At 43.6% G+C, this 23145-nt stretch carries 18 protein-coding genes, 1 tRNA gene, 1 rRNA gene and 3 pseudogenes (1 of these 23 cut by a window edge); 4 read left to right on the forward strand and 19 right to left on the reverse strand.

Annotated features, from left to right (window positions below; all coding sequences use genetic code 11):
- Window positions 1-11: 11 nt before the first annotated feature.
- Genes HDCHBGLK_RS02065 through HDCHBGLK_RS02080 form a run of 4 tightly spaced genes read right to left on the reverse strand, consistent with a single transcriptional unit; the run spans window position 12 to window position 4291 of the window.
- Entirely contained in the window at window positions 12-683 is a 672-nt protein-coding gene (locus HDCHBGLK_RS02065; RefSeq protein ID WP_147574674.1) for a hypothetical protein, read from the reverse strand.
- Window positions 656-973, reverse strand: coding sequence for a hypothetical protein (locus HDCHBGLK_RS02070; RefSeq protein ID WP_004604946.1), 318 nt, complete (start codon window positions 971-973; stop codon window positions 656-658). The genes HDCHBGLK_RS02065 and HDCHBGLK_RS02070 overlap by 28 nt, the downstream gene beginning before the upstream one ends.
- 55 nt (window positions 974-1028) lie before the next feature.
- The gene (locus tag HDCHBGLK_RS02075) at window positions 1029-3605 is read right to left on the reverse strand and encodes an FtsX-like permease family protein (protein WP_004604945.1); all 2577 of its coding nucleotides are present in this window, start codon (window positions 3603-3605) and stop codon (window positions 1029-1031) included.
- Window positions 3605-4291, reverse strand: coding sequence for an ABC transporter ATP-binding protein (locus HDCHBGLK_RS02080; RefSeq protein ID WP_009248870.1), 687 nt, complete (start codon window positions 4289-4291; stop codon window positions 3605-3607). The genes HDCHBGLK_RS02075 and HDCHBGLK_RS02080 overlap by 1 nt, the downstream gene beginning before the upstream one ends.
- Window positions 4292-4596: 305 nt before the next feature.
- Here HDCHBGLK_RS02080 and HDCHBGLK_RS02085 point away from each other — a divergent pair, with 305 nt between their 5' ends.
- From HDCHBGLK_RS02085 to HDCHBGLK_RS02100, 4 genes and pseudogenes are all read left to right on the forward strand, one after another.
- Window positions 4597-5304 carry a response regulator transcription factor gene (locus tag HDCHBGLK_RS02085; RefSeq protein WP_004604943.1) on the forward strand — a complete coding sequence of 236 codons (708 nt, stop codon included), beginning with the start codon at window positions 4597-4599 and terminating at the stop codon, window positions 5302-5304.
- Window positions 5219-5821: pseudogene (locus HDCHBGLK_RS02090) on the forward strand (sensor histidine kinase); the annotation flags it as partial. The gene HDCHBGLK_RS02085 and the pseudogene HDCHBGLK_RS02090, both read left to right, overlap by 86 nt.
- Window positions 5822-5999: 178 nt before the next feature.
- Window positions 6000-6647: an ABC transporter ATP-binding protein gene (locus tag HDCHBGLK_RS02095; protein WP_004604941.1), complete on the forward strand. Its 648-nt coding sequence runs from the start codon at window positions 6000-6002 to the stop codon at window positions 6645-6647.
- 23 nt (window positions 6648-6670) lie between these two features.
- Window positions 6671-7546 (forward strand): ABC transporter permease, encoded by an 876-nt coding sequence (locus HDCHBGLK_RS02100; RefSeq protein ID WP_004604940.1) that lies wholly within the window; start codon window positions 6671-6673, stop codon window positions 7544-7546.
- A gap of 167 nt (window positions 7547-7713) precedes the next feature.
- Here the strand turns inward: HDCHBGLK_RS02100 and HDCHBGLK_RS02105 are convergent.
- The 15 genes and pseudogenes from HDCHBGLK_RS02105 to HDCHBGLK_RS02180 all read right to left on the reverse strand — a co-directional run.
- Window positions 7714-7929: pseudogene (locus HDCHBGLK_RS02105) on the reverse strand (transposase domain-containing protein); the annotation flags it as partial.
- A 250-nt stretch (window positions 7930-8179) separates the two neighbouring features.
- The gene (locus HDCHBGLK_RS02110; RefSeq protein ID WP_004604939.1) at window positions 8180-9106 is read right to left on the reverse strand and encodes a TDT family transporter; all 927 of its coding nucleotides are present in this window, start codon (window positions 9104-9106) and stop codon (window positions 8180-8182) included.
- A 29-nt stretch (window positions 9107-9135) separates the two neighbouring features.
- A complete protein-coding gene (locus HDCHBGLK_RS02115; protein ID WP_004604938.1) occupies window positions 9136-9666 on the reverse strand; it encodes a C-GCAxxG-C-C family protein in 531 nt (176 codons plus the stop codon).
- Between the two features lie 204 nt (window positions 9667-9870).
- Window positions 9871-10794 carry a LysR family transcriptional regulator gene (locus tag HDCHBGLK_RS02120; protein WP_004604937.1) on the reverse strand — a complete coding sequence of 308 codons (924 nt, stop codon included), beginning with the start codon at window positions 10792-10794 and terminating at the stop codon, window positions 9871-9873.
- 535 nt (window positions 10795-11329) lie between these two features.
- Window positions 11330-12079 (reverse strand): SDR family NAD(P)-dependent oxidoreductase, encoded by a 750-nt coding sequence (locus HDCHBGLK_RS02125; protein WP_004604936.1) that lies wholly within the window; start codon window positions 12077-12079, stop codon window positions 11330-11332.
- Window positions 12080-12081: 2 nt separating this feature from the next.
- Window positions 12082-13308: a hypothetical protein gene (locus tag HDCHBGLK_RS02130; protein WP_004604935.1), complete on the reverse strand. Its 1227-nt coding sequence runs from the start codon at window positions 13306-13308 to the stop codon at window positions 12082-12084.
- Window positions 13289-14692, reverse strand: a complete 1404-nt coding sequence (gene nhaC / locus HDCHBGLK_RS02135) for a Na+/H+ antiporter NhaC (RefSeq protein WP_004604934.1) — start codon at window positions 14690-14692, stop codon at window positions 13289-13291. Before nhaC (HDCHBGLK_RS02135) ends, HDCHBGLK_RS02130 begins: the two co-directional genes overlap by 20 nt.
- Window positions 14693-14709: 17 nt before the next feature.
- Complete coding sequence (nhaC, locus tag HDCHBGLK_RS02140; RefSeq protein WP_004604933.1) at window positions 14710-16116, reverse strand: Na+/H+ antiporter NhaC; 1407 nt, start codon at window positions 16114-16116, stop codon at window positions 14710-14712.
- A gap of 303 nt (window positions 16117-16419) precedes the next feature.
- Entirely contained in the window at window positions 16420-17103 is a 684-nt protein-coding gene (locus HDCHBGLK_RS02145; RefSeq protein WP_330490008.1) for a LysR family transcriptional regulator substrate-binding protein, read from the reverse strand.
- A gap of 105 nt (window positions 17104-17208) precedes the next feature.
- Window positions 17209-17280: pseudogene (locus HDCHBGLK_RS19910) on the reverse strand (LysR family transcriptional regulator); the annotation flags it as partial.
- A gap of 303 nt (window positions 17281-17583) precedes the next feature.
- Window positions 17584-17841 (reverse strand): tyrosine-type recombinase/integrase, encoded by a 258-nt coding sequence (locus tag HDCHBGLK_RS19190; protein WP_004604931.1) that lies wholly within the window; start codon window positions 17839-17841, stop codon window positions 17584-17586.
- Window positions 17842-18071: 230 nt separating this feature from the next.
- Entirely contained in the window at window positions 18072-18485 is a 414-nt protein-coding gene (locus HDCHBGLK_RS02155) for a DUF3788 domain-containing protein (protein WP_004604929.1), read from the reverse strand.
- 682 nt (window positions 18486-19167) lie between these two features.
- The gene (locus HDCHBGLK_RS20165; protein ID WP_082210510.1) at window positions 19168-19458 is read right to left on the reverse strand and encodes a transposase; all 291 of its coding nucleotides are present in this window, start codon (window positions 19456-19458) and stop codon (window positions 19168-19170) included.
- 887 nt (window positions 19459-20345) lie between these two features.
- Window positions 20346-20417: transfer RNA gene (locus HDCHBGLK_RS02175), tRNA-Asn, on the reverse strand.
- Between the two features lie 146 nt (window positions 20418-20563).
- Window positions 20564-23145: ribosomal RNA gene (locus HDCHBGLK_RS02180) — 23S ribosomal RNA — on the reverse strand; it runs 314 nt beyond the window's last position.

A 23145-nucleotide genomic window follows, 5' to 3' on the forward strand; every position in this document is an offset into this window, starting at 1 on the left:
AAATTACTTCCTTACTCCATCACGGTCAGCAGTTCCTTGGGCCTGCATCTTACAATCACCAGAAAGGATAAACCCGCTGACAATGCCACGATAAGCAGTCCCATCCCACCTGCCGCTAGAACGGCTGGTGGATTTAATTCCATATTCAACTGCACATCCACGTCTACCGCATCCATATCAATCGGGCGATCAAAAGAAAAACTCGTCTCTTCTTCTAAACGCTGCTCTGTCTTGACGACAGAATCATTGGCCAGTTCACCGGATACCAACGCTTTCCCCGCATCCGAAGGCGCTATATGCCGTCCTTCTTCCAGTTGAAATAGATCCAGCATAAAATACTCATTAAGCGCGCTGTCTGTATTTCCCAACAAACGGGCCATCTGGGCCTTGCTGTCCGCTTCCATTGAAAACTTTCTCGCCTTAAGCACGAGTTCCGGAACTGTCAAGTAGTAGGTCGCCATCGCATTATAAGCCTTAATGCCATCAATCTTCATCACCTGATCGATCATAGACTGATCCACCGTCTGAAGGATGTCCATCTTCTGATAGTCGGTCTCAACCTTAAAGTATCCGCCAATCTCTTCCCTGAGTCTGGCCACGGTTCCCTCTGACGCCTGGCTGATAGCCGTGTCCAAAAGAACCAGCGTCATAATCGTCAAAAACAGCACCAGCAGCAACGCCAAGAATCCGCTTTGATCAGTACCCCTCGGGCCGGATTATCTTCTGGATCTCTGGGAAAAAGCAGCGCTGGAAATCGAAAAATGCCTTGCCGGTACAGGGAAATAGCAGATTCTTGGCAAACTCCGACAAAGTCCTTCTGACTGCGTTTTTTTTCAATTCGCAGATCGATCGGTTCCTCCTTTATCGCTTCCCGGTACATTCCGTATCCCTTTATTCCGAAGAAGACAGCGCTTCCCAGCACCATATAAATCAGAAATATCAGACAGTTGAAGAGTTTTCGTTTTTTTCCCATAACTACCCATTCCTTTCTATCGCATCCGCGTAGAATCCATGATCAAATTGCACCATTAAGTCATATCATCACGGAGTGCGTCAATAATATTTTCCTTCCTTATCTTGCTGACCGCATAAAGCATGGTAATAAATATTACTAGGAACACGCTGATTATACTGATTCCAATGCTTGCCCACGGCAGTACGAAGTGGCTGTCCGCTATCATTGCCCTGCAAATCATCCACGATGAAACGATCGCCACCGGAAGCCCAAAAAGCAGTGATCTCACGCCATAAAAGGCGCACTCAAACCGCATCATTTTGTTGAAATCCCGGTCAGACATCCCTACGGAGCGTAACATGGCAAGTTCCCTCCGGCGCAGCTTGATATTCGTCGAGATCGTATTGAACACGTTGGCAATAGCAATCAGCGATATCATAATAATAAATGTATAGGAAAATACATTGGCAACAAAGATATAATTCCTTCCTTCCTCAAGAGCATCCGATGTGTTCATAAAAGTATATGCAGAGGTAAGGGACGCTTCTTGGACCATGGCCTTCATCTCGTTCTCTGATTTTGGGGGGTTCTCTGACTGGAAGGTCAATCCTTTCACTTTCAAGTCCGCCGGATTATCGGCAGGATACAGATACGCCTTCATAGACCAGGGCGCCATCACTTGGAAAGAGTAAGGCCTCTGCTCCGTGGCTCCAGCTATCGGAGGCGAATCCGGCGGTACGGTCTCGACGAACGTAACGCTTATGTTCTGGCCTTGCGCCTCCCCTGTTTCCGCGCTTGCCTTTGGCATGACGGCCAGGTCCATAGAGGGATTCGTAAACATATCCTTAAGATCGTTCACTCCTTCTGCCTTTTCATCGTTCATTTTGGCAACGGCAATCATTTTCCCATTCTTCCCGGTATATTCCTCTGTCGGCAAGCCCAGATCCTTTACGATCTTCAGATAAGCGTTGTCGTCAAGAAACTGGATATCCATGGGCAGTTTCACCGTTCCCTCCGAAGAATGCCCTCCAACGGCTTTCCAGTAATCTTCCGTAAGTTCGCCGGGACTGACTGTACACATATATGCCACGAAGGCCTGATAGGAACTTTCGGTAACTCCTTCCGCAAGTTTGAGTTTATCGAATAGTTTAAGCATGTCAGAATCATCCATGGCCTGGGTTCCAAAACCTATATCATAGCTGGTCACCACCTTTGCCTGTTTTGTCTCTTGATTCATGCTTGTTACAAGGGCGCTGGTGGAGACAAACAGCACGATACTCAACGCAAGAGACAAGACGATGCTCCTATACCGCTTTTTATTCCTTTTAAAGTTCTTAAGTGCAAGAGTTCCTTCCAGACCGCATATGCGCCTTGTCATTCTTAATATTCTTACAGCCTTTGCCTCTACTTTGATCTCGTTTGTCTGGCGGATACAATCCATCACTGGTGTTTTGGCTGCCTTTCTTGCCGGGATATAGGCTGAAATCAAAATCGTGATTATGCTGACTGCAACCGCTCCTATGATTGCCAGGGCTGATATATCCATGGTTAATGAAACGCCAGTATTAAAAATGCTGCTGAGTTTTTTGGTTATACCCATGATTATAAGCCCGATACTTGCCAGGCCCAGGCAGATGCCAACAGGAATTCCCACCGCGCCGATGCAAAGTCCTTCAAAAAGTACGGAATTGCGCAATTGCTTCGATGTAGCCCCCACGGAGGAAAGAATTCCAATCTGCCGCATGCGCTCATTCAGAGAGATGCTGAACGAGTTATATATCAGGAATATGGAGCCCACCATGATAATCGCAATTACAATAACGCCAGCCGAATACAGCAGTGCATTAAATACCCGGTCGGATGGGTTGTCCGATAGTCCCATAACGCGAAGCACATTATGGTTCAGGATGTATGCATGGCCATCTCCCGCGCTCTCTGCGTATGAGTGGATCTGCCGCGGATTCCGAAGCGACACGAACACGCTGAGTTCTGCCCCTTGCATGCTTTCCTCATTTCTTGTGATCAAGGTGTAACCCGGCGACGAATCCTCTTCAAAGACTGGCGTTCTGCAGACTCCTACGACCGTATACTCTTTCTCCACCTGGGGCGCGAATATCTCAGTTCCGGCTTTGTAGGGATCGCCCTGGCCCAGTTTTTTATCTCCGTCTATGCGGTTACCCACGGCGAGAGATATCGTATCGCCCACTGCGTAGGAAGCGCCGCCTTCCGCTGTCGCTCTTCCGGACAGAAGAATCTCCCTGTCATTTTCAGGCAGTCTGCCTGACAGCAACGTTACAGGCAGGGCATCAAACGTCTTCTGACTGAATCCCGCAATAAAAAAATATGGCTTATTTGGATTCTCTCCGCCTTCAATCCTGGCATATCCGATATTTTCAAAGGATACGGTCTTTTCCACTTTCTTATCGCTGCTTATCTCCTTTTTAAAAGAGGAGTCCGCATCTAGATATGCGACCTGCCAGTCGCCATATTTACTGGCTGCTACTTCTGCCATATAGTTCATCAGAGAGACCCCAAAAGTAGTCACTGCCGTAATCATAGCAGCGGACAGAACGACACCGATAATCGTCACGATCGTCCGTGTACGGTTCTTTTTTAGACCTTGCATGGCAACCTTATTAAATATGTTCATTATCGTGCCACCTGCCTCTCATCCCGCACCACTTTGCCGTCCGATATCCCGATGATGCGGTCTGCCTGTAGGGCGATATTCTCGTCATGCGTAACGAGTAGCAATGTCTGCCCATATTTTTTATTGCTTTCCTTCAGCAGCTTGATTATCTCATGCCCGTTCCGGCTGTCCAAGCTTCCGGTCGGCTCATCGGCAAGCATGACCTGAGGCGCATTCATCAGAGCCCGCCCGATGGCGACCCGCTGCTGCTGGCCTCCCGAGAGCTGGTTAGGCAGATGATTCTTTCGCCCCTCTAGGCCCAGCAGATTCAGCAGGTCTTTCAGCCGTTCCTTATTTACCTTCCTCTTATCCATAAGGATAGGCAGCGTCATATTTTCCACTACATTCAGAGTGGGGATCAAATTGTGGAACTGATAGATTAGCCCCACCTGTCGCCTGCGGAAAATTGCAAGTTTTTCATTATTCTGGGCATACACATCCTGCCCATTCAGATAGACTTTTCCGCTTGTAGGCACATCCACTCCCGCAATGATGTGAAGCAGCGTGGACTTGCCGGATCCGGAAGAACCGATAATTGCGGTAAATTCCCCCTTTTCTATGGTAAGAGAAACTCCATCAAGCGCAGTGACTTGATTCTCCCCCTTCCCATAAACCTTATATAGATTTTCAACTCTTAAAAACTCCATTATGTGAGCCTCCTTTTTCATAAATGTTAATCTTGAATTTACCCATATAATAGAACTCTCAACTTACTTTTCTGTGACTTTTAAGTGAGACATCCGTCACTTTCCGATGAAGAATACGTCATTTTATATAGAGAGTAAAACAAAAAACCCGTAAATGTAAAGTTTTCATAAGGATGTTTTTAAGATTTAGGATTTACTTTGCCACAATGCCTTATAATAAAATAGTCGTTTTTTCATAAAATCCGTCCGCCGTAACATTTTGCGGACATTTGCCTGTTATACTATCAGCAAAAGGAAGTGAGGATATGAAACAAATTCTGATTGTCGAGGACGACAGTTTTTTGAATAAAATGCTATCTTATAATCTTGCCGCAGATGGCTACGGAATAACTTCTGCCCTAAATGCCAGAACCGCAGACGAAGTCCTGCTCCAGCGGGAATTTGATCTGGTGCTGCTGGACATCAATCTGCCAGATGGGAACGGCTTTGAGTTGTGCAAACTGATAAAGCCCCAGCACCCGGACACCATAGTAATTTTCCTGACCGCCAACGATCAGGAGAGCGACCAGATACGAGGCTATGAGGTGGGCGCGGTAGACTACATCACAAAGCCCTTTGTGATCGGGGCCTTGCAGCGGAAAATCAAAGCCATGTTTGCCATGCTGGAACACCACAAACCGGCCAAGGATATTTACGACGACGGGCGGCTGTTTCTGGACTTCTCGGAGCAGACCGCTTCCCTAAACGGCAAGCCCCTGACCCTATCCCCGATGGAGTACAAAATGCTGAACCCGTTCCGTAAAAATCCCCGGCAAGTGCTGACCCGTGGGCAGCTTTTGGAAAGGCTGTGGGATATAGACGAGAAGTTTGTGGACGAACACACCCTGACAACCTCCATCAGCCGGATTCGCAGCAAGATTGAATCTGATGGCGACGGACACGCTATTGGAAAAGCCCATGACCGAGGCGGAGCGCACCGACTTCATCCGGGGAATCTGCACCCAGACGGATAAGCTGGACTTTCTCTTTCAGGCCCTTGTGAAAACCTCCCGGCTGGAAACAGGCGTGATCCAGTTGGATAAGAAACCGGGCCGCCTCTTTGATACCGTGGCGCAGGCCATGAGTGGGATCGTGTATGCAGCAGAGAAAAAGGATATCGCCGTATCCGTGGACTGCCCGGAAGATTTGACCTTTTTCCATGACAGCAAGTGGACATCCGAAGCCCTCTTTAACCTGCTGGACAATGCGGTGAAGTACACCCCGGCAGGCGGGAAAATCACAGTGTCGGTGGTGCTGTGGGAAATGTATGTGGAGATCAAAGTAGCCGATACCGGCAAGGGCATTTCCGAAAGCAATCAGGCCGCCATCTTCCGGCGTTTCTATCGTGAGGAAGAAGTACACGAACAGCAGGGCGTGGGCATTGGTCTATATCTGGCCCGCGAGATCGTAACGCGGCAGGGCGGCTATATCAAAGTGGTTTCGGAGCCGAGCAAGGGTTCGGAGTTTTCCATTATGTTACCTACAAAATAGAACGCGGCGGACGGCCATTTTCGGCTGCCCGCCATAAATTTTTTTGAAATGTCCGAGCGTTGTAACATTTCACCCCGATTTTCATTGAAATTTTTTGGCCGCTGTAACATTTCGCGGACATTTGGGTTTTACAATACCCTTATCAATAGGCGGGAAGCCTTGAAAGGAGTTTTTGAAAATGAGCGTTTTACAGACGATTAACCTGAAAAAGTATTACGGTACAGAGCCGAACATTACCCGCGCCCTTGACGGCGTGAACTTCTCCGTGGAGGATGGCGAATTTGTGGCCGTTGTGGGAACCTCCGGCAGCGGCAAATCCACCCTGCTTCACATGATGGGCGGGCTGGACACCCCTACTTCCGGCAATGTAATTGTCCGGGACAAAGAACTGTCGAAAATGAACGACGAACAACTCACCATCTTCCGCCGCCGCAACATCGGTTTTATCTTCCAGAACTATAACCTTGTTCCCATCCTGAATGTGTATGAGAACATCGTTCTGCCGGTGGAGTTGGACGGGGACACGGTGGATCAGAAGTTTTTGGACGAGATCGTTCACCTGCTGGGGCTGGAAGATAAACTCAAAAATATGCCGAACAATCTTTCCGGCGGACAGCAACAGCGTGTGGCGATTGCCCGCGCCCTGATTACCAAACCGGCTATCGTACTGGCCGACGAGCCGACCGGCAACCTTGACAGCAAGACCAGCGCAGAGGTGCTGGGGCTTATCAAGCGCACCAGCGCAGAGTTTCGCCAGACCGTCGTAATGATTACCCACAACAATGACATTGCCCACCTTGCAGATCGGATATACCAGGTGAGTTAATTCAGGCATTGGAATCCTCGGAAATGTTTGTTGATGGAGGCAGAACTTATGTAGATACCTCTCAAATTACATTTGAAGTCCCCAAACATTCGCGAACTGAAAGCGACCAGCAGCAATATGTGACTGCATTTGGTGGAGTAATGTACGAGTTAGGTGAAAACAATGATTTGTCCTGTTTCTTGTATGGAATGGATGATTACACTTTATCTAATCTTACACTAACAAACGAAGAAGAAAGCCATGAAACATTAGAAAAAATACAGTCGGGAAATTATATACTTGTTAATGAATCGGGCTTAAACCTGATAAAACCAGGTGATCGCATCACTTTATTTAGTAATGGTGCTGCATATACATTTGAAGTTCTGGATCTTATAGTTCCAGATAGCGAGGACATATCTGAAAATTGCGGCTTTACTACAACCGGGGTTTCCTTTTATCTCCCTACTGAAACGTTTATGAAATGTAGTCAGAATTATCGCATTATGTCATATTCGTTTAATGTTTTACCGAGTTCCCTTAATGATGTTGAAATGGCAATAGATGAATACATGAATAGCGTTGGTTCTAATTACGAATATCAATCAAAGGCCATATATCAGCAAATATTTGAACAGCAAAAGCAGATGTGGCAAAGTGTTGGTGTTTTCGTTAGTCTTGTAATAGGAGTGATTGGAATACTGAATTTTATAAATACTATTATTACGGACATTATAGCAAGGAGAAAAGAAATCTGTTTGTTGAGATGCGTTGGTATGACAATACGACAAGTTAAAAAAATGCTTGTTCTTGAAAGTTTGTGTTATACCGTAATGACTATTGTTGTGACACTATTTTCAAGTATCACGCTTATTCCACTCATTAGTAATGGAATTACAAAAGTGATAGGGATGCAATAATTTTCTTACCACTATAATCCGACAAGTCTCTTTATAGTTTATGTACTTCTAATTCTTTTGAGTTTAATCATACCGTTAAAGGGCTATAAATCTTTTATAAAGTAAGCGTCAAATAAAACAGTGTAAAGAAAAACAATCGTCAGACTTTTATACTAAAAGGTCAACGGTTATTGACAGAATTTTTTTACCAGAGGATTCCAGGGCAGATCATCATCCAGATATTCAGGATGTTCAAGAAAAGCACTTCCCGGCATTTCTGACAGAATATATTTTATATACTTCATTGGGGCAAGCCCATTCGCTTTGGCAGTCTCAACCAGTGTATAGATCCCCGCACTTGCGGCAGCTCCTTTCGGGCAGCCGGAAAACAGCCAGTTTTTCCGGCTGCAGGAGCAGAATGAGGTATATGTCCACCGGGGAGTGGAACTTCTGCAAACTCAGATGGGGAATCTGTTAAAAGAGCCGGCTGTTGATGCTTGAGCGTATGGATGCAATTTTTCTTACGGGGCAGGTACTCAAGGGCAAGTCTTCAAATTTTGGCAAGAATGTAATAATAACTTTTCAAAGAGCGTTCTTATTTAACGCTACAATAGAGCAAAGCTATACTCTGCTCTATCTTTATATAGTCATCCACTATTTATTCGTTTTACTTCCAAAAATGTCTACCAGAAAACGAATTAACACATATATTACAAACATAGTTGCAATTATTGTTTCAATTAAAACCCAATATTGTAAAATCGGTATCGGACTACCCATATTCATTAAACATGCTATTGTCTGCTTTGAAGCAATCGCACTGATAACAAACGGGAACGTAAATGCCGCATAGCTTGGGAAAAACGGTAATTTTAGATATCCAATCGCTTTTACCAATGCAAAAATATAGAGAACGGTTGCTACAACAAATAATGTCAACACCATAGTTTTAGATTTTGGTGTTACAGATTGTATATAACCCGACAAACATAAACTTGTAGGTGCTGCATAAATGCAGATTAGTGGTTTTGCTGGGTTTGGAACTTCTTTGCATTTTATATATCTAATAGTAACTAATACCAGCAAAGCAACCAAAGTAATTAGTCCAAACCAAAACGCCACTGTTCCTACCCCAAATTGTTCATAAGCAGGTGCCGTAATTGCTGCAACCGCAATGCCAACATAGACGATATAATAACTTGCAAATACTTTTGGCATTTCTAATTTCAAAATGAATTTCACCGTAAAATAGACAATTAAAATAACATGAAGTATAATAGCCAGAATCCAAATATAAAAGGCAGCCATGCCAATAAATGGTTTTACATAAACACTAAGAAGCATCAATGCCATTGAAAATGTTCCGGATACACTCGCCATAATCGGATTTTTCATATCCTCTTTAATCATTCCCGGAAACATAATCAACTTCAAAAGAACTAATATTAGCAACAATGCCGCAACTGCACCACATAATACGCGAATCCCCTCCGAGTAACTCTGGAGTAAATTTCCCAATGCAGCCATTCCAAGCATTACTCCGCAAAGTGGGACAGGAACTCTTTTAATTACATTTTTCATCTCTGTTCTCCATTCCTTATTATTTACTCTTATGCAACAATATCTTTCCGCTCACGTGGTTCTTTTTTCTCATCATCACTATCCAAAACCTCAATACCTAACTCACGGCATACAATTTCTGCAACTTTCCATGCACAAATACCTGTATAATAAATACATTGGTTTTTATGCTCTCCCCTCCCCATATCAAATTCGCGGGTAAGGACACGGCAACAGACAGCTTTCTTTCCATTCATTTCTTTAAACCAATTATGAAGTTCGTTAGAATATGACATACATTTATTAACCTCTGGATCTTTAGGTCCTCGTGGCTCAGTTCTTCCAAAAAACATCCCAAGCGCCAGAATCCCTCCGTTAAGCGCGCCGCACATGCATCCAGAACGCCCTGCTCCAACAGACATAGCTGATGCCATCCCTATAACATCTTCAGGAACATCAAGTTCAAAGTTCTCTCTCATAGCTGCCATGACAGCTTCACAACAAAAGAATCCTCCCCTGTAATGATTTTCTGCGTCTTGCTGCACCTTCCTTAAATTTACTGCTTTTGCTCCAATATTCATTTTTTCTCCTCCTAGGCTTTGTATTTAGAAACAAAAACAGAATAACATATAAATTAAAAATCGAGGTATTGAATATTTTAATATACTTATACATACAACCAATGCCTCGGCAAAACATACAAATTATTCATTTAATTACTCATTGTTTTTTGTAAAAAAACAGAAAATTGCGCTGAAAATCAATAGTTTGTTTCATTAAACAAACTATCTTTTGATACGACCGTCATGAATCGCCTGCATCCATTCTTTTACATGCTGATAAAAGATTTCTACTGCCTTTCCTTGTATTTGATGCTTTCTTATCAGCATACATATACTCCACATAAGAGGATATTCCCCATTCTCTTTTGCCTCAAAAGGAACCATCACCAGATTACTCTCTTTCATATCATCAAACACAAAATCTACAGTAACTGAAATACCCTTCTTTCTGTTTACCATTTTATGGCAAAGGCTAAATCCCGATGTTTCAAAAATAATATTTGGACTAAATCCCTCGTCTTTACACGCATCCACAATTATGTGATGAATGCGGAAATCCCTGTTTTCAATATAAAGCGGTTCCCCTTTCAAGTCTTTGATTGACACATGACTTTTTTTTGCCAGAGGGTGATCCTTATGTACCAGAAGTTTAATCTTAAATGATTCCAGTACTGTCACATCATATTTGTCTGAATCAAAATTAGAAATTGTAAATACAATATTCCCTTCTTGATTGTCAAAAAGTCTTTCTACTTGATAGTCTGGATATTCGCGGTAATAAAATTCTATTTCCGGATGTTTCTCTTTGAAAACTATAAGACATTCTGGAGTTACCAAACGCAGAATACCATATGCAGACAAAAGGTCAACTATTCTTTGATTTTTTTGATGGATAGACATTAGTTCTATTTCCATATTATAATATACTGCTTCAATCTTTTTCATGTGTTTAAAAAAACACTCTCCACTTTCGGTCAGTTCAAACTTATTCCCTTTACGTTGGAATAATTCACAATCATATTCCTTCTCTAAATTTCGTATGATTTTGCTGACACCCTGCGGAGTCATATATAAAAATTTAGATGCCTTTGTAATGCTTTTTTCTCTGGCAACCACTTCAAACACATTAATATTTTTTATATCCATATTTTTCCCTCAAGCATTCTTACAAAAATTGCATAAACAGATACAATTTTAATTATATTGATAATAACATATGTGTCAAACCAATTTTCAAACCTGGACTTTTCAATATTTAATTTTTACATTATACATTCACTTATAATACAGATTTCTCTATCCCCTTCACCCATCTCCGAAGCGAATCCCATCTTTTAAGCCAAGGCGGTAGAAAAATTCCTCATTATCAGCCCCATCATCAAATAAAGCACTGCAATAACTTTCAATTACTTGCGACACTGTGCCTTGGGCATTGAAATAACCTCCCTATGTAAAAGTAAAGCCCTGCCTTACGACAGGGCTTTACAAACATTTTAATCCCAAACATTTATAAGCCGCATATGTGGTGTGACACGAACGCGCCCCGAAGGGCGGCTCAACCTGCATAAAACGAACGCTGCGAATGAAGAACCGGTTAGCAGACTATTCTACGGGCGCGAAGCCCAAGGAGGTTTCCGCTATACCGATTACTTTTACATTCTAACAGCATACAACGTTTTGTTTAATCCATAATAAGACCGCCGTTTACATCAAGGATTTCTCCATTAATATAGGAAACGCAGTCGCTGCACAGAAAGGCTACTGCTTCCGCGATTTCACTTAATTTTCCAAGCCGATGAGAAGGAATCTGAGAAAGAATATCCTTCCATCTGTCATCGGCAAGAACCTGTTCCGATTCTACCCATCCCGGAGCAACGGCATTTGCATTAATATTGTGTCCGGCAAGTTCCCCGGCAAAGGATTTTGTCAAGCTGATGACCCCTGCTTTGGCAGCGCCATAAATGGACACTCCTTTTCCAGGATTCTTTCCATCAGAAGAAGAGATGTTGACAATTCTTCCATAATTATTTGGAAGCATAGATTTTTGAACGACTGCCTGTGTAACAAAGAACAGGCCTTTTAAATTTATATTAATTACAAAATCAAATTGTTTTTCTGTGACTTCCAGGATAGGGGAAGCCGGATAGACACCAGCATTATTAATAAGGATATCAATCCGTCCCATGGTATCTACTGCCTGACTGACTGCCCCTTCGATATTTGCCATATCAGTGAGATCGCATACAAGAGGCATGACCCGGACGCCTAGAGAACGGCAGGATGAGATTACTTCGCTGTCTGGTGTAACAGCCACGTCCAGTATAATAATATCAGCGCCTTTTTTGGCCAGAGTCTCAGCAATACATTTTCCAATGCCGTTGGCTGCTCCCGTAACAAGAGCAACTTTACCGCTTAATTCTTTCTCTTTCATATTTATATTCTCCTTTCGTGATAAAGTTTATAATCCGTTGTGATGGTATCTGTTCCTTCAGGAGCCAGCGTGCGTGACAAAGTTTGTATACCTGTGCGTTTTACCGCCAGCATAAGAGCATAAGGATCTGTAATATCAACAGATTTTTCGAAATAGGACAGAATTTGTTTAAAGAATCGAGTTCCGTTTTTTATGATCTGATCGGCAGTGCTGTCAATAAGATCTGTATTGATGGTTTTTACCAGTTCCGGTATATAGGATTCCAGCTCCTTTGCGTATTCCAATGTGTGGATGATTTCGTCCGGGGTTGTATGTATAGTCAGGCCCCGGTTACCCATAACAGTAACGGCATGTCCGGTTTCATAAATATATTGTCCGGCCATATCTGTGAGAAGACATTGGCTAAGATGTGCGGTGTTCCGTTCAACATCTTGCTGACAGCGGCCAAGTTTGTTGGTGAAAATCATAGAACCAACAAGATTTCCATGATGTATTTTTTTCAGAGCGGACAGAAACACCAGTCTCTTAAAAGGAGAGTGGAACATGTCTCCATAAGAATGTGCCAGACTGGCATGAAGAAGATCCTCCACAATATACTGCTCCAAAAGAGCATATCCAATCAGCATACCGAGATCATCAGCCACAGGGCCATATCCGTCATCCAGATTGGAATGGATGAGAGTACCTGATTCTTTAAAGGAAGCCATCAGTTTGATTGCTTTTACTGTATGTTCTGTTCGAGCCTCCAAATCAGAATATTCAGGATAGTCCCATCCAAAATACTGGGATATATTTCCGATGGTTGTCACACCTGCCTGTAAGGCAGCCCGCGTATTTTCCAAAGATGCAGGACTTCCAATCATATTATCACCCAGATGAGGCTGCATATAGGAGGAAGCCCCTAATATATCCCAGTCTTTTTGAGAGGAAAAATAAAGGGCGTCACCTTGCCGGTAAATAGAACGCATATCCTCAGGAAGTGCCATTGCATAGTCAATGCTGACGCCGAAACGCTCCAAGTGGAGCTGCTTTTCCTGTAGCTGTATTTCCAGTTCCTTTATTTGTGTCTGTAATTCTTTCAGGGTAGGGCAGCAAAGATGACAGTGATAAGTAAAGTTTTTCTGTTTTGCCCTGTTTTTTTTAAATTCTTTTTCTGAAGAAAAACCACTGCATTTTATTGCTTGTGTTTTTCCGAGAGTAAACAAGGATTCATTCTCTTGATGAGTCATAAGTACCTCCTTTGATTTTCTTTATTCCAAAGCCTGACAAAGCGCAGAACAACATGGCGGCGGGAGTAAGCAGTCCCAGGAAATAGTAGGGAAGATAAGAAGAAACCGCAACACCCAATGTGGCAGAACAGTAAATACCATTCGTTCCCCAGGGAACCATGGGGCAGATAATGGTACCACCATCCTCCAGAGTTCTGGATAGAACACTTCGTCTTAGACCTTGTTCGTCATAACATTGTCCCCACACATTAGCCGGAATGATCATTGCCAGATAGGGATCCGCTGCAAAGAAGCTTAAAAGAAAAGTAAGGACCCATGTGGAAATAACCAGTCCCGGAATATGGCAAGTCAGTTTTTGTGTTTTTGTCAGAATGCCATTTATAATGCCTGTGGCTTGAAACGCGCCTGCCAGGGACAGTGAGAACAGCATAAGAGTAATCGTAGTTGTCATGGTGGTCAGGCCGCCCCGTGTTACAAGAGTGTCCACAGCCTCCACGCCTGTATTTCCCACATACCCGGAATACATATAGGAAAGTCCTTCCTTCCATGATCTGCCTTGGTAGAATACGGTAAAAAGCAGACCCATTCCGGAAGCGGCCATCATAGTAGGAATGGCAGGAAATTTTTTTATAATCAAAAAGATCATAATGATAAGTGGAAGGAAGAGAATCGGGCTGATGCGAAAAGAACTTTTGATTCCTTCTGTAATGATGGATATCTGCTGTGCACTTGAATTTTCGTTACTGTATTTCAATCCCAGGATTCCAAAAAGTATCAGGCTGCCGATATAAGCCGGACCAGTTGTAAAGAGCATTGATCTTACATGCTCATACAAATCCGTTTTTGCGACAGAAGCAGCAAAATTAGTGGAATCGCTGACAGGAGACTGTTTGTCTCCGAAGTAGGCACCGCTGATAATTGCACCGGCTGTCAGTCCGACAGGGATTTTCAGTCCGGTGCCAATTCCAATAAAGGCAACACCGATGGTACCTATTGTTGTCCAGGAAGAGCCAGTACATAAAGACATAATGCTGCATAAAATAACAACCGATATTAAAAAATACTGGGGAGAAAAAATTTGAAAGCCATAGTAGATAATGGCTGGCACAGTTCCGCTTGACATCCAGGTTCCCACAGTCACACCGATCAGGCATATGATCAGAATAGCTTCTATAGATTCAGAAATATTGTAGATGATTCCTTCTCTTATTTCGCTCCAAGAGACTTTATGGGTGACACCATAAAGCACGATCACAGCAATACTGAAAAGAAGAGGAATATGAGGGCTTTGCTGTAAGATTACTACTCCATATATCAGAATAAGGACAGCAACCCCCAGCCAGATAGCAGACTCTGCAAATGTATGTTTTGTCTTAAATTTCATATTCCCCCTCCTTCTTATTATTCCTTAACTGCTTTGTAATTTCCGATTCCGATTGCCGCAAAAAGAATGCAGATGATAGGTGCGGCATAGCCGATTATGTACCACGGGATATAGGAAGAAACGGCAATTCCAAGTGTGGCGGATACATAGAGTCCGCCAGATCCCCAGGGAACCATAGGCGCAAAAAGTACGGCATTTCCAACATTTCGACACAGAACATTTCTGTTCAGACCCAGATCATCATAGGCGGTGTCAAGAGCTTTAGATGGCAAAGTCATAGCCAAATATGGGTCAGCGGCAAAATAGCTGAAAATAAAGGTCAGTACATTCGTAAGAGCCACAAGTGGAGTTACTTTTTTGATTAGTGGTGATATGTGACCTAAAATAACAGGAATGATACCGATTCTTCGGAGAACTCCAGCCATCCACATAGAGAAAATCATCAGAGCCACGGTGCTCATCATATTGTTCATGCCTCCGCGAGTAATAATTGCATCTACATCTTTTACACCCGTATTTCCTACATATCCATTCATCAGATATCCAAGTGCGCAAGAGAGGCTTTCGTGTTGGAATATGATTGCTACAATAATTCCAGTCACTGCCGCCACAATCATTGTAGGAATGGCAGGCAGCTTAATGGCAATCATAATAAATAGTATAATAATCGGAATCAGGAGAAGAGGTGTCAGATGAAACCCTTTTTCCAGTCCGGCCAATGTTGATTCAATCTGAGAGGAACTGGACGCGTTGGAACCAGAATAGCGAAGCCCTATAATAATGTAGGCAACAAAACTGATTAAAAGCGCCGGAATATTGGTGCACAGCATTCCTCTGACTCCATTGTAGAGTCCTGCTCCGGACACTGCTGTTGCAAAATTACATCCATCGGACATAGGAGACTGGGTGTCACCGAAAAATGCACCACAGCAAATAGCGCCTACAACGATAGGAGCCGGAATACCCATAGATACACCAATTCCCAGAAATGCAACTCCCACAGTTCCAACGGTTGTCCAGGAACTACCAGTCAAAGTACTCATAATAGCACAAAGGATCACAGTAAAGGGAAGAATAAAGGACGGTGAAAATATTTTTAGACCGGCCCATATAACATAAGGAACTGTACCGCACGCAACCCAGGCTCCAACAACCATACCAATGGTCATAACAATAATAATAGCTTCCAGGCTGCTGGCGATGGATTCAAAAGCTTTGTCCATCATATCTTTCCACGAAATCTTCAGATATAATCCATAAAAAGATAAAAGAAATGCACATGCTAAAATCGGAATGTGTGGCGATAATTGGAGTACAAGGATTCCAACCATCAGTACGATTACAGCAAGTACAAGGATCAGAATCGACATGCCTAATGTAGGCTGTTTTTCTTTTGATTGTTCTTTTCTCTCAATCTCACTCATAAAAAAACCCCCTGTTTAAATTTTTATAAAAATAACCATAAAACATAAATCGCGATGTTAATGTTTTAACAATTCTTATTATAAATTTCAACACACTTAAATTCAATGTCTGAAACCTTATTTGTTATATCAATTTTGTTCTACTAATTTGGAGAAAAAAGACAAAAAAACAAGTGCTAAGTGATGTAAAAACAAAGACATATTTCATCACCACTTAGCACTTATCCTTAGAAAGAACAGAGTCTTAGAGAAGCTGACTTTGGTATAAGGAATTCCAGATACAAAAGCAGATATAAAGAAAAACTATAGCAGGCTGTCAAGATTCTCTCTTACAATTCGAATAAATAGGTTGGCAGTTTGGCTTAAAGTATGATTCTTAAGAAAAACCATTCCCACTGTGATTTCTTCATCTGTTTTAAAAGGGATTGCGACGATATCTTCGCCCTGAAGGTCTTTGTCAATCATTTTAGTACAGGTTGTAAAACCATTCAGAGTATGAATCAGATAAAACAAAGTACTGCGGTCGCTGACCCGGATGTTTTTCCTATGGTCAAGTATATCCAAAGTTTCTTCAGAAAAATATCTGGAATTAAATTCTCCCTTTCCAAAAGAAAGAAAAATATAAGGTCGAAGATCCCGGAATTGAATCTCTTTTTTAGAGGCCAGGGGATGATTTTTGCCCACAAGAATATAGGAGGAAACTGAAAAAAGCTCTGTAAAGACAAGGTTGGCTTCTCTCAAATGACGCTGTATCGTGGGCTTATTAAAAGGATTCATGTACAAAATACCAATTTCACTTTTATAGCATTTTACATCATTAATCACTTCTGAAACCGTTGTTTCCCGGAATATAAAATCAAATTCCTCCGGATTTAGTTCCTGCACAAGCTGTGAAAAGGCATTCACAGCAAACGTATAATGCTGTGTGGAAATACCGAACGTTTTCTTTTCAGAAGAAGAAGTGCCAAGATACTGCTGTTCCAGCATCTTTTCCTGCTCTACAATCTGGGCTGCATAGCCGAGAAATTCTTTCCCTTTCGGGGACACACTAATTCCCTTATTTGTGCGAATGAAGATATCGAAATTAAGCTCATTTTCCAACTCCCGGATTGCATTTGACAGGCTGGGCTGAGAAATATAAAGACTCTTGGCCGCAGCATTCATGGAACCTCTTTTTGCTATTTCTATGGCGTATTTTAACTGTTGTAATGTCACTGTTTCCCCCTCCGTTTGATGATTATAAATTCTCGGAATTCTCAGCCCTTATTTTTCAAAGCTTCCCATCCCTTTCTTCAGAAAAACAGCATAGATTTTCGAGTATCTTTTTATAACTATCACGAACCGTCAATATATCCCTGTTTATAAGGGTTTGACGGTCTTTCTTCATATTCATGTTACAGGTACACTGCGCAACTGAACCTAACTACGCATATTTCCGCCGTAAAACGTTGTATAAATCGTTGTAAATTACGCTATCAGACTTCGCATTTCTCTGTTTGCTCCTGCCTCTGACGCATGGGCGTATAAGTCCAGCGTTATCGTTATGCTTGCGTGTCCCATGATATACTGTAAATTCTTCGGGTTCATGTTCTTCCGTGCAAGCGGTGTACAGAACGTATGTCTTAGGCTACGGGGCATTATCTTCGGCAACGGCGTTTTCTCATGGTTCTTGTTGTACTTCTTCAAAACACCGTCCAGCACCGATTTATAATTGCTTTCCTGCATAGGGCGCCGTTGGGACTGATGAACAGAAAATTACGGTACCCGTCTATCTCTTTGAACGTTGGCTTCTGCTTCCTTTTCAGCACCCGTCGAAAGGCTTTCTCTGTTTCCTCGCTCATAGGCACGTTGCGGAAATCGCTCTTACCGTGGGCGGATCACTCCGTTAGTTTGCGAGATTTTGAGTTTATCTTCCACATAAACTGGATTTGTATTCTAATTCAAGTATAAAATCATTACTTCCTGTTGGGCTTTCTTTTTATTTCCAGCAGTTTAACGAAATCACCAAACAAGGTTGTATCCGTTGGCTCAAACATCAGCCATTTTCCGTCATGATAGGTTTTAGTTTCATCATAAATTTTTTGAACTTCTTTTGAATAATTATTTCTATCTGTTTCGAATTTTAATCTTTCATCTTTCCCTAAGATAATCATAAATCCTACGCAGTTTTCTCTTGCGTACAATGTACAAAGCGTTTTTCCGCCTCGACGGTACTTATACTCATAAGTCCACGCTTTACCACCTTTGTTCCACAAGCATTCCATTTCATATTTTTCATCAATTAAGGTACACAGTTTATTCCATATATCATATAATGATTGTCCGACTAAAGCAGTCATTTCCTCTGCCTTAGGTATTTTATCTAGCATACTCGTTTCTCCTTTACAATTTCCGATATGTCTTTACAATCATTATATCATGCTTCTTTCAGCATTGTCATTTCTTTTCTGCTTTTGAAAAACTACTTATTAGCCTCTGTTTTGTAAAGAGTGCTGTTCAGCACCTCTCTGATAGATTTAGTGTTTATGCGGATATTCTCGATTTTTCGCCCGTTTTTATTATTGAAAATCACCCACTATTTTCGCCAAAAGGCTTGACAGATCACTCAAAATTTACGGCGAAGCCGATTGAATATATTCTATTTTCATCGACTGGAGGCGATTTTTATGTTCCCTTGTAACATCGGCGGCCATGCCGCCTATCAGGATTTTGGCCTGACTGAAATTTTCCATTTCTACCCAGATCCCTTATGCTGGAACGTTATTCCAAACATGGGCCTGCTCCAAGAATTCCTTCCTGCATGCTTCGTTCCTGCCTGTTATCCATTAAATTTAAGATTACTTCTATTACCCGCTGAGTCGCTTTACTCAAGGAAAATCCTTTGTACGCTATACTTAGCGGTTTCTCCTTTGGCGATGTTCCCGGTATTGGTACCTTTTATTCTCTCGTCTGTGGGATTCTGATTCTAATAACCAATGTTCCGATTGATAATTCAGCAAGTTTATCTTCAGGAAATCTAATATTTCCAGCCCTCTGTGTGCCGCTCCTATATCATATCCACCGTCTAAACCAATTTCCTGATATCCACATAATTGTCCTTGTTTCTATACACTTCAGAACAATCTCATTAAAAATTTCGCGGAGGATACTGGCATCCTTAAAACATCGTTTTCGGTTCTGGCTGAAAGTGGAATGATCCGGTACTCTGTGCATGAGATCAATCCCACAAAACCAACGGTAAGAAAGGTTAGGTGATACTTCCTCATCAAGCCTTCGCTCTGATTTTAGATCAATAGATTTTCTTCCTGAATTAGAATAATAAGGAGCAGCTTTTTCGTATATAAAATCAAAGTTTACACATTTTTAATCTGTCTCAGAAGATGATTCTCTGGAATCATGGAATCTATATCAAGGATTATCATTTGGATTTGTCGTTTTATTCCCATAATAAAAAGTGACCTCCTGCAATTGATATAATAAGTATACCATACAGAAGGTCATTTTTCTTTAGTTTGTCAACAGGTCCCAAGTTTCACACTCTCACGGCTACTTCTGAGTACGTGGAAGAAATCAAATCCCTGCCTGTGAAACGTCAAGTTTCTGTCAGCGGAACACTGAAAAAATTAGGCGTTTCACGTTCGGGTTACAATGCATGGAAGAAACGGGTTCCTTCGGACACGTCTGTTCGTCGTGCAATGATCACCGCCTTCTTTCGGTCAGAGTATTTTATATTCTGCCCTTTACTAATCTCGAGAGCTCCATTCAAAAAAACGGCTGCTACTGGGCTTCCTGCACAGGGTAAAAGCCACAGGCGTATATCTCTGATGTCTCCAATCCCTTTATGAGTTCTTTCTCCTCGCCTGTTAAGGTATCCTGATCCTTGTCTTTCAGTTCTTCTAATAAATCTCTTTGAAGTTTTGACTGGATAAGTATTGGTATCTTTAATGTACGTTCAATCTACCCGTTAGCATTTTTATGAAAATCAAACGTTTCCTCCGCATCTGTTACATTCAGCCAGTGAGATTCATGTCTCTACATATTTTTTTACATTCTCTGCCGCATCCAATCAGGTGGAATGGATAGATATACCAATGAGCATAAATATCGTCATTATCGCCTTTTTTATTTAGCATTAGTAAATCAATTGTATATGAATAATTTCACTAACATTTTAATTTATTTTATACAACAAAAAAGCCCGCAAACACTAGTTTTACGGACTTTTCAAACTCCCCGAGTTGGGCTCGAACCAACGACCCTTCGGTTAACAGCCGAATGCTCTACCACTGAGCTATCGAGGATCATGCTATCTGTAATGAAAGAAAAACACCGGCCTCCACACTTTAGTATGGCCTCCTGGTGCCCTATATATACCTTCAAAACCGCATACGGGAAATACTTCCATCCAAAACTCCAACTCCGAGTCTTTTTCTGCCTTCCAGCCTCTCTGGTCATGCCCTCGACCGATTAGTAATAGTCAGCTCCATGCATTGCTGCACTTCCACCTCTATCCTATCTACCTCGTCGTCTTCAAGGGGTCTTACTGGCTTAACGCCAGGGATATCTCATCTCGAGGGGGGCTTCACGCTTAGATGCCTTCAGCGTTTATCCCGTCCCGGCTTGGCTACTCTGCCATGCGCCTGGAGGCGCAACAGATCCACCAGCGGCCAGTCCATCCCGGTCCTCTCGTACTAAGGACAGCTCCTCTCAAATATCCTACGCCCGCGCCGGATAGGGACCGAACTGTCTCACGACGTTCTGAACCCAGCTCGCGTACCGCTTTAATGGGCGAACAGCCCAACCCTTGGGACCTACTTCAGCCCCAGGATGCGATGAGCCGACATCGAGGTGCCAAACCACTCCGTCGATGTGAACTCTTGGGAGTGATAAGCCTGTTATCCCCAGGGTAGCTTTTATCCGTTGAGCGATGGCAATCCCACTTTATACCACCGGATCACTAAGTCCTACTTTCGTACCTGCTCCACCCGTCGGTGTCGCAGTCAAGCCCTCTTCTGCCTTTGCGCTCTGCGAATGGTTTCCGACCATTCTGAGAGGACCTTTGAGCGCCTCCGATACCCTTTCGGAGGCGACCGCCCCAGTCAAACTCCCCGCCTGACATTGTCCCCCAGCCGGTTCACGGCTGCTGGTTAGAAACCCAGCACTGCAAGGGTGGTATCCCAACAGCGGCTCCGCGACGACTGGCGTCATCGCTTCCTAGCCTCCCACCTATCCTGTACATGCAATACCGGATCCCAGTATCAAGCTGGAGTAAAGCTCCATGGGGTCTTTCCGTCCTGGCGCGGGTAACCAGCATCTTCACTGGTACTTCAATTTCACCGGGTGCATTGTCGAGACAGTGCCCAAATCATTACGCCTTTCGTGCGGGTCGGAACTTACCCGACAAGGAATTTCGCTACCTTAGGACCGTTATAGTTACGGCCGCCGTTTACTGGGGCTTAAGTTCAAGGCTTCGATCGCTCTAACCTCTCCCCTTAACCTTCCAGCACCGGGCAGGCGTCAGCCCATATACCTCGCCTTGCGGCTTCGCATAGACCTGTGTTTTTGCTAAACAGTTGCTTGGGCCAATTCTCTGCGGCCATATCTCTATGGCACTCCTTCTCCCGAAGTTACGGAGTCATTTTGCCGAGTTCCTTGACAATGCTTCTCCCGTCGGCCTTAGGATTCTCTCCTCATCTACCTGTGTCGGTTTGCGGTACGGGCGCGATATGAGCGATAGCGGCTTTTCTTGACGCATGGCTCGCATACTTCCCTACTTGCAGTTCGGTACGCGTCACGGCTTCGGGTTACGCTGCACGGATTTGCCTATGCAGCCCCTACCCCGCTTGCGCCGGTCTTTCCATTCCCGGCTTATGCTTTCCACGCGTGTCCCCACAGTTCTGTCATATCGCGGTACAGGAATCTCAACCTGTTGTCCATCGGCTACGGCTCCCGCCCTCGCCTTAGGCCCCGACTTACCCAGAGCAGATCAGCTTTACTCTGGAAACCTTGGATATTCGGCCGGAAGGATTCCCACCTTCCTCTCGCTACTCATTCCGGCATTCTCTCTTCGATGCGGTCCACGGCTCCTTCCGGTGCCGCTTCCTCCCGCATCCAATGCTCCTCTACCGATGTACTTGGTACATCCCCGGGCTTCGGCAGTGTGTTTCAGCCCCGGACATTTTCGGCGCGGGACCTCTCGACTAGTGAGCTATTACGCACTCTTTGAATGCATGGCTGCTTCTGAGCCAACATCCTAGTTGTCTTCGAAATCCCACATCCTTTTCCACTTAACACACATTTTGGGGCCTTAGCCGCAGGTCTGGGCTCTTTCCCTTTCGACTGCCCAACTTATCTCGTGCAGTCTGACTCCCATACATCATCTACGCGGCATTCGGAGTTTGATATTCTTCGGTAAGCTTTGACGCCCCCTAGGAAATTCAGTGCTCTACCTCCGCAAGACTCGTATGAGGCTAGCCCTAAAGCTATTTCGAGGAGAACCAGCTATCTCCGGGTTCGATTGGAATTTCTCCCCTATCCACACCTCATCCCCACCCTTTTCAACGGATGTGGGTTCGGTCCTCCATTGCCTTTTACGGCAACTTCAACCTGGACATGGATAGATCACCCGGTTTCGGGTCTACTCCGGCTGACTCCTTCGCCCTATTCAGACTTGGTTTCCCTTCGGCTCCGGGCCTTTAGCCCTTAACCTTGCCAGCCGGCGTAACTCGCCGGACCGTTCTACAAAAAGTACGCGGTTGGGCACGTAAGGCCCTTCCACAGCTTGTAAACATATGGTTTCAGGTTCTCTTTCACTCCCCTCCCGGGGTTCTTTTCACCGTTCCTTCACAGTACTATGCGCTATCGGTCACTAAGGAGTATTTAGCCTTGCGGGGTGGTCCCCGCCTCTTCCCACAAGGTTTCTCGTGTCTCGTGGTACTCTGGATACCGCCGTGTCTGTCAGGCTTTCGCTTACGGGGCTTTCACCCTCTCTGGCCGGCTTTCCCAAAGCCGTTCTGCTAGCCTTCCCGA

Origin of the sequence: [Clostridium] scindens ATCC 35704, assembly GCF_004295125.1 — a bacterium.
Lineage (GTDB): Bacteria > Bacillota > Clostridia > Lachnospirales > Lachnospiraceae > Clostridium_AP > Clostridium_AP scindens.

Excerpts from the sequence above, each read along its gene's own strand:
- nhaC (WP_004604933.1), bottom strand. The coding sequence starts at position 16,116 with ATGAGTGAGATTGAGAGAAAAGAACAATCAAAAGAAAAACAGCCTACA.
- HDCHBGLK_RS02075 (WP_004604945.1), bottom strand. The coding sequence starts at position 3,605 with ATGAACATATTTAATAAGGTTGCCATGCAAGGTCTAAAAAAGAACCGT.
- HDCHBGLK_RS02120 (WP_004604937.1), bottom strand. The coding sequence starts at position 10,794 with ATGGATATAAAAAATATTAATGTGTTTGAAGTGGTTGCCAGAGAAAAA.
- HDCHBGLK_RS02095 (WP_004604941.1), top strand. The coding sequence starts at position 6,000 with ATGAGCGTTTTACAGACGATTAACCTGAAAAAGTATTACGGTACAGAG.
- HDCHBGLK_RS02085 (WP_004604943.1), top strand. The coding sequence starts at position 4,597 with ATGAAACAAATTCTGATTGTCGAGGACGACAGTTTTTTGAATAAAATG.
- HDCHBGLK_RS19190 (WP_004604931.1), bottom strand. The coding sequence starts at position 17,841 with ATGCAGGAAAGCAATTATAAATCGGTGCTGGACGGTGTTTTGAAGAAG.
- HDCHBGLK_RS02110 (WP_004604939.1), bottom strand. The coding sequence starts at position 9,106 with ATGAAAAATGTAATTAAAAGAGTTCCTGTCCCACTTTGCGGAGTAATG.
- HDCHBGLK_RS02100 (WP_004604940.1), top strand. The coding sequence starts at position 6,671 with ATGTTTGTTGATGGAGGCAGAACTTATGTAGATACCTCTCAAATTACA.
- HDCHBGLK_RS02130 (WP_004604935.1), bottom strand. The coding sequence starts at position 13,308 with ATGACTCATCAAGAGAATGAATCCTTGTTTACTCTCGGAAAAACACAA.
- HDCHBGLK_RS02115 (WP_004604938.1), bottom strand. The coding sequence starts at position 9,666 with ATGAATATTGGAGCAAAAGCAGTAAATTTAAGGAAGGTGCAGCAAGAC.
- nhaC (WP_004604934.1), bottom strand. The coding sequence starts at position 14,692 with ATGAAATTTAAGACAAAACATACATTTGCAGAGTCTGCTATCTGGCTG.
- HDCHBGLK_RS02080 (WP_009248870.1), bottom strand. The coding sequence starts at position 4,291 with ATGGAGTTTTTAAGAGTTGAAAATCTATATAAGGTTTATGGGAAGGGG.
- HDCHBGLK_RS02155 (WP_004604929.1), bottom strand. The coding sequence starts at position 18,485 with ATGCTAGATAAAATACCTAAGGCAGAGGAAATGACTGCTTTAGTCGGA.
- HDCHBGLK_RS02125 (WP_004604936.1), bottom strand. The coding sequence starts at position 12,079 with ATGAAAGAGAAAGAATTAAGCGGTAAAGTTGCTCTTGTTACGGGAGCA.
- HDCHBGLK_RS02070 (WP_004604946.1), bottom strand. The coding sequence starts at position 973 with ATGGGAAAAAAACGAAAACTCTTCAACTGTCTGATATTTCTGATTTAT.
- HDCHBGLK_RS02145 (WP_330490008.1), bottom strand. The coding sequence starts at position 17,103 with ATGCTGGAACAGCAGTATCTTGGCACTTCTTCTTCTGAAAAGAAAACG.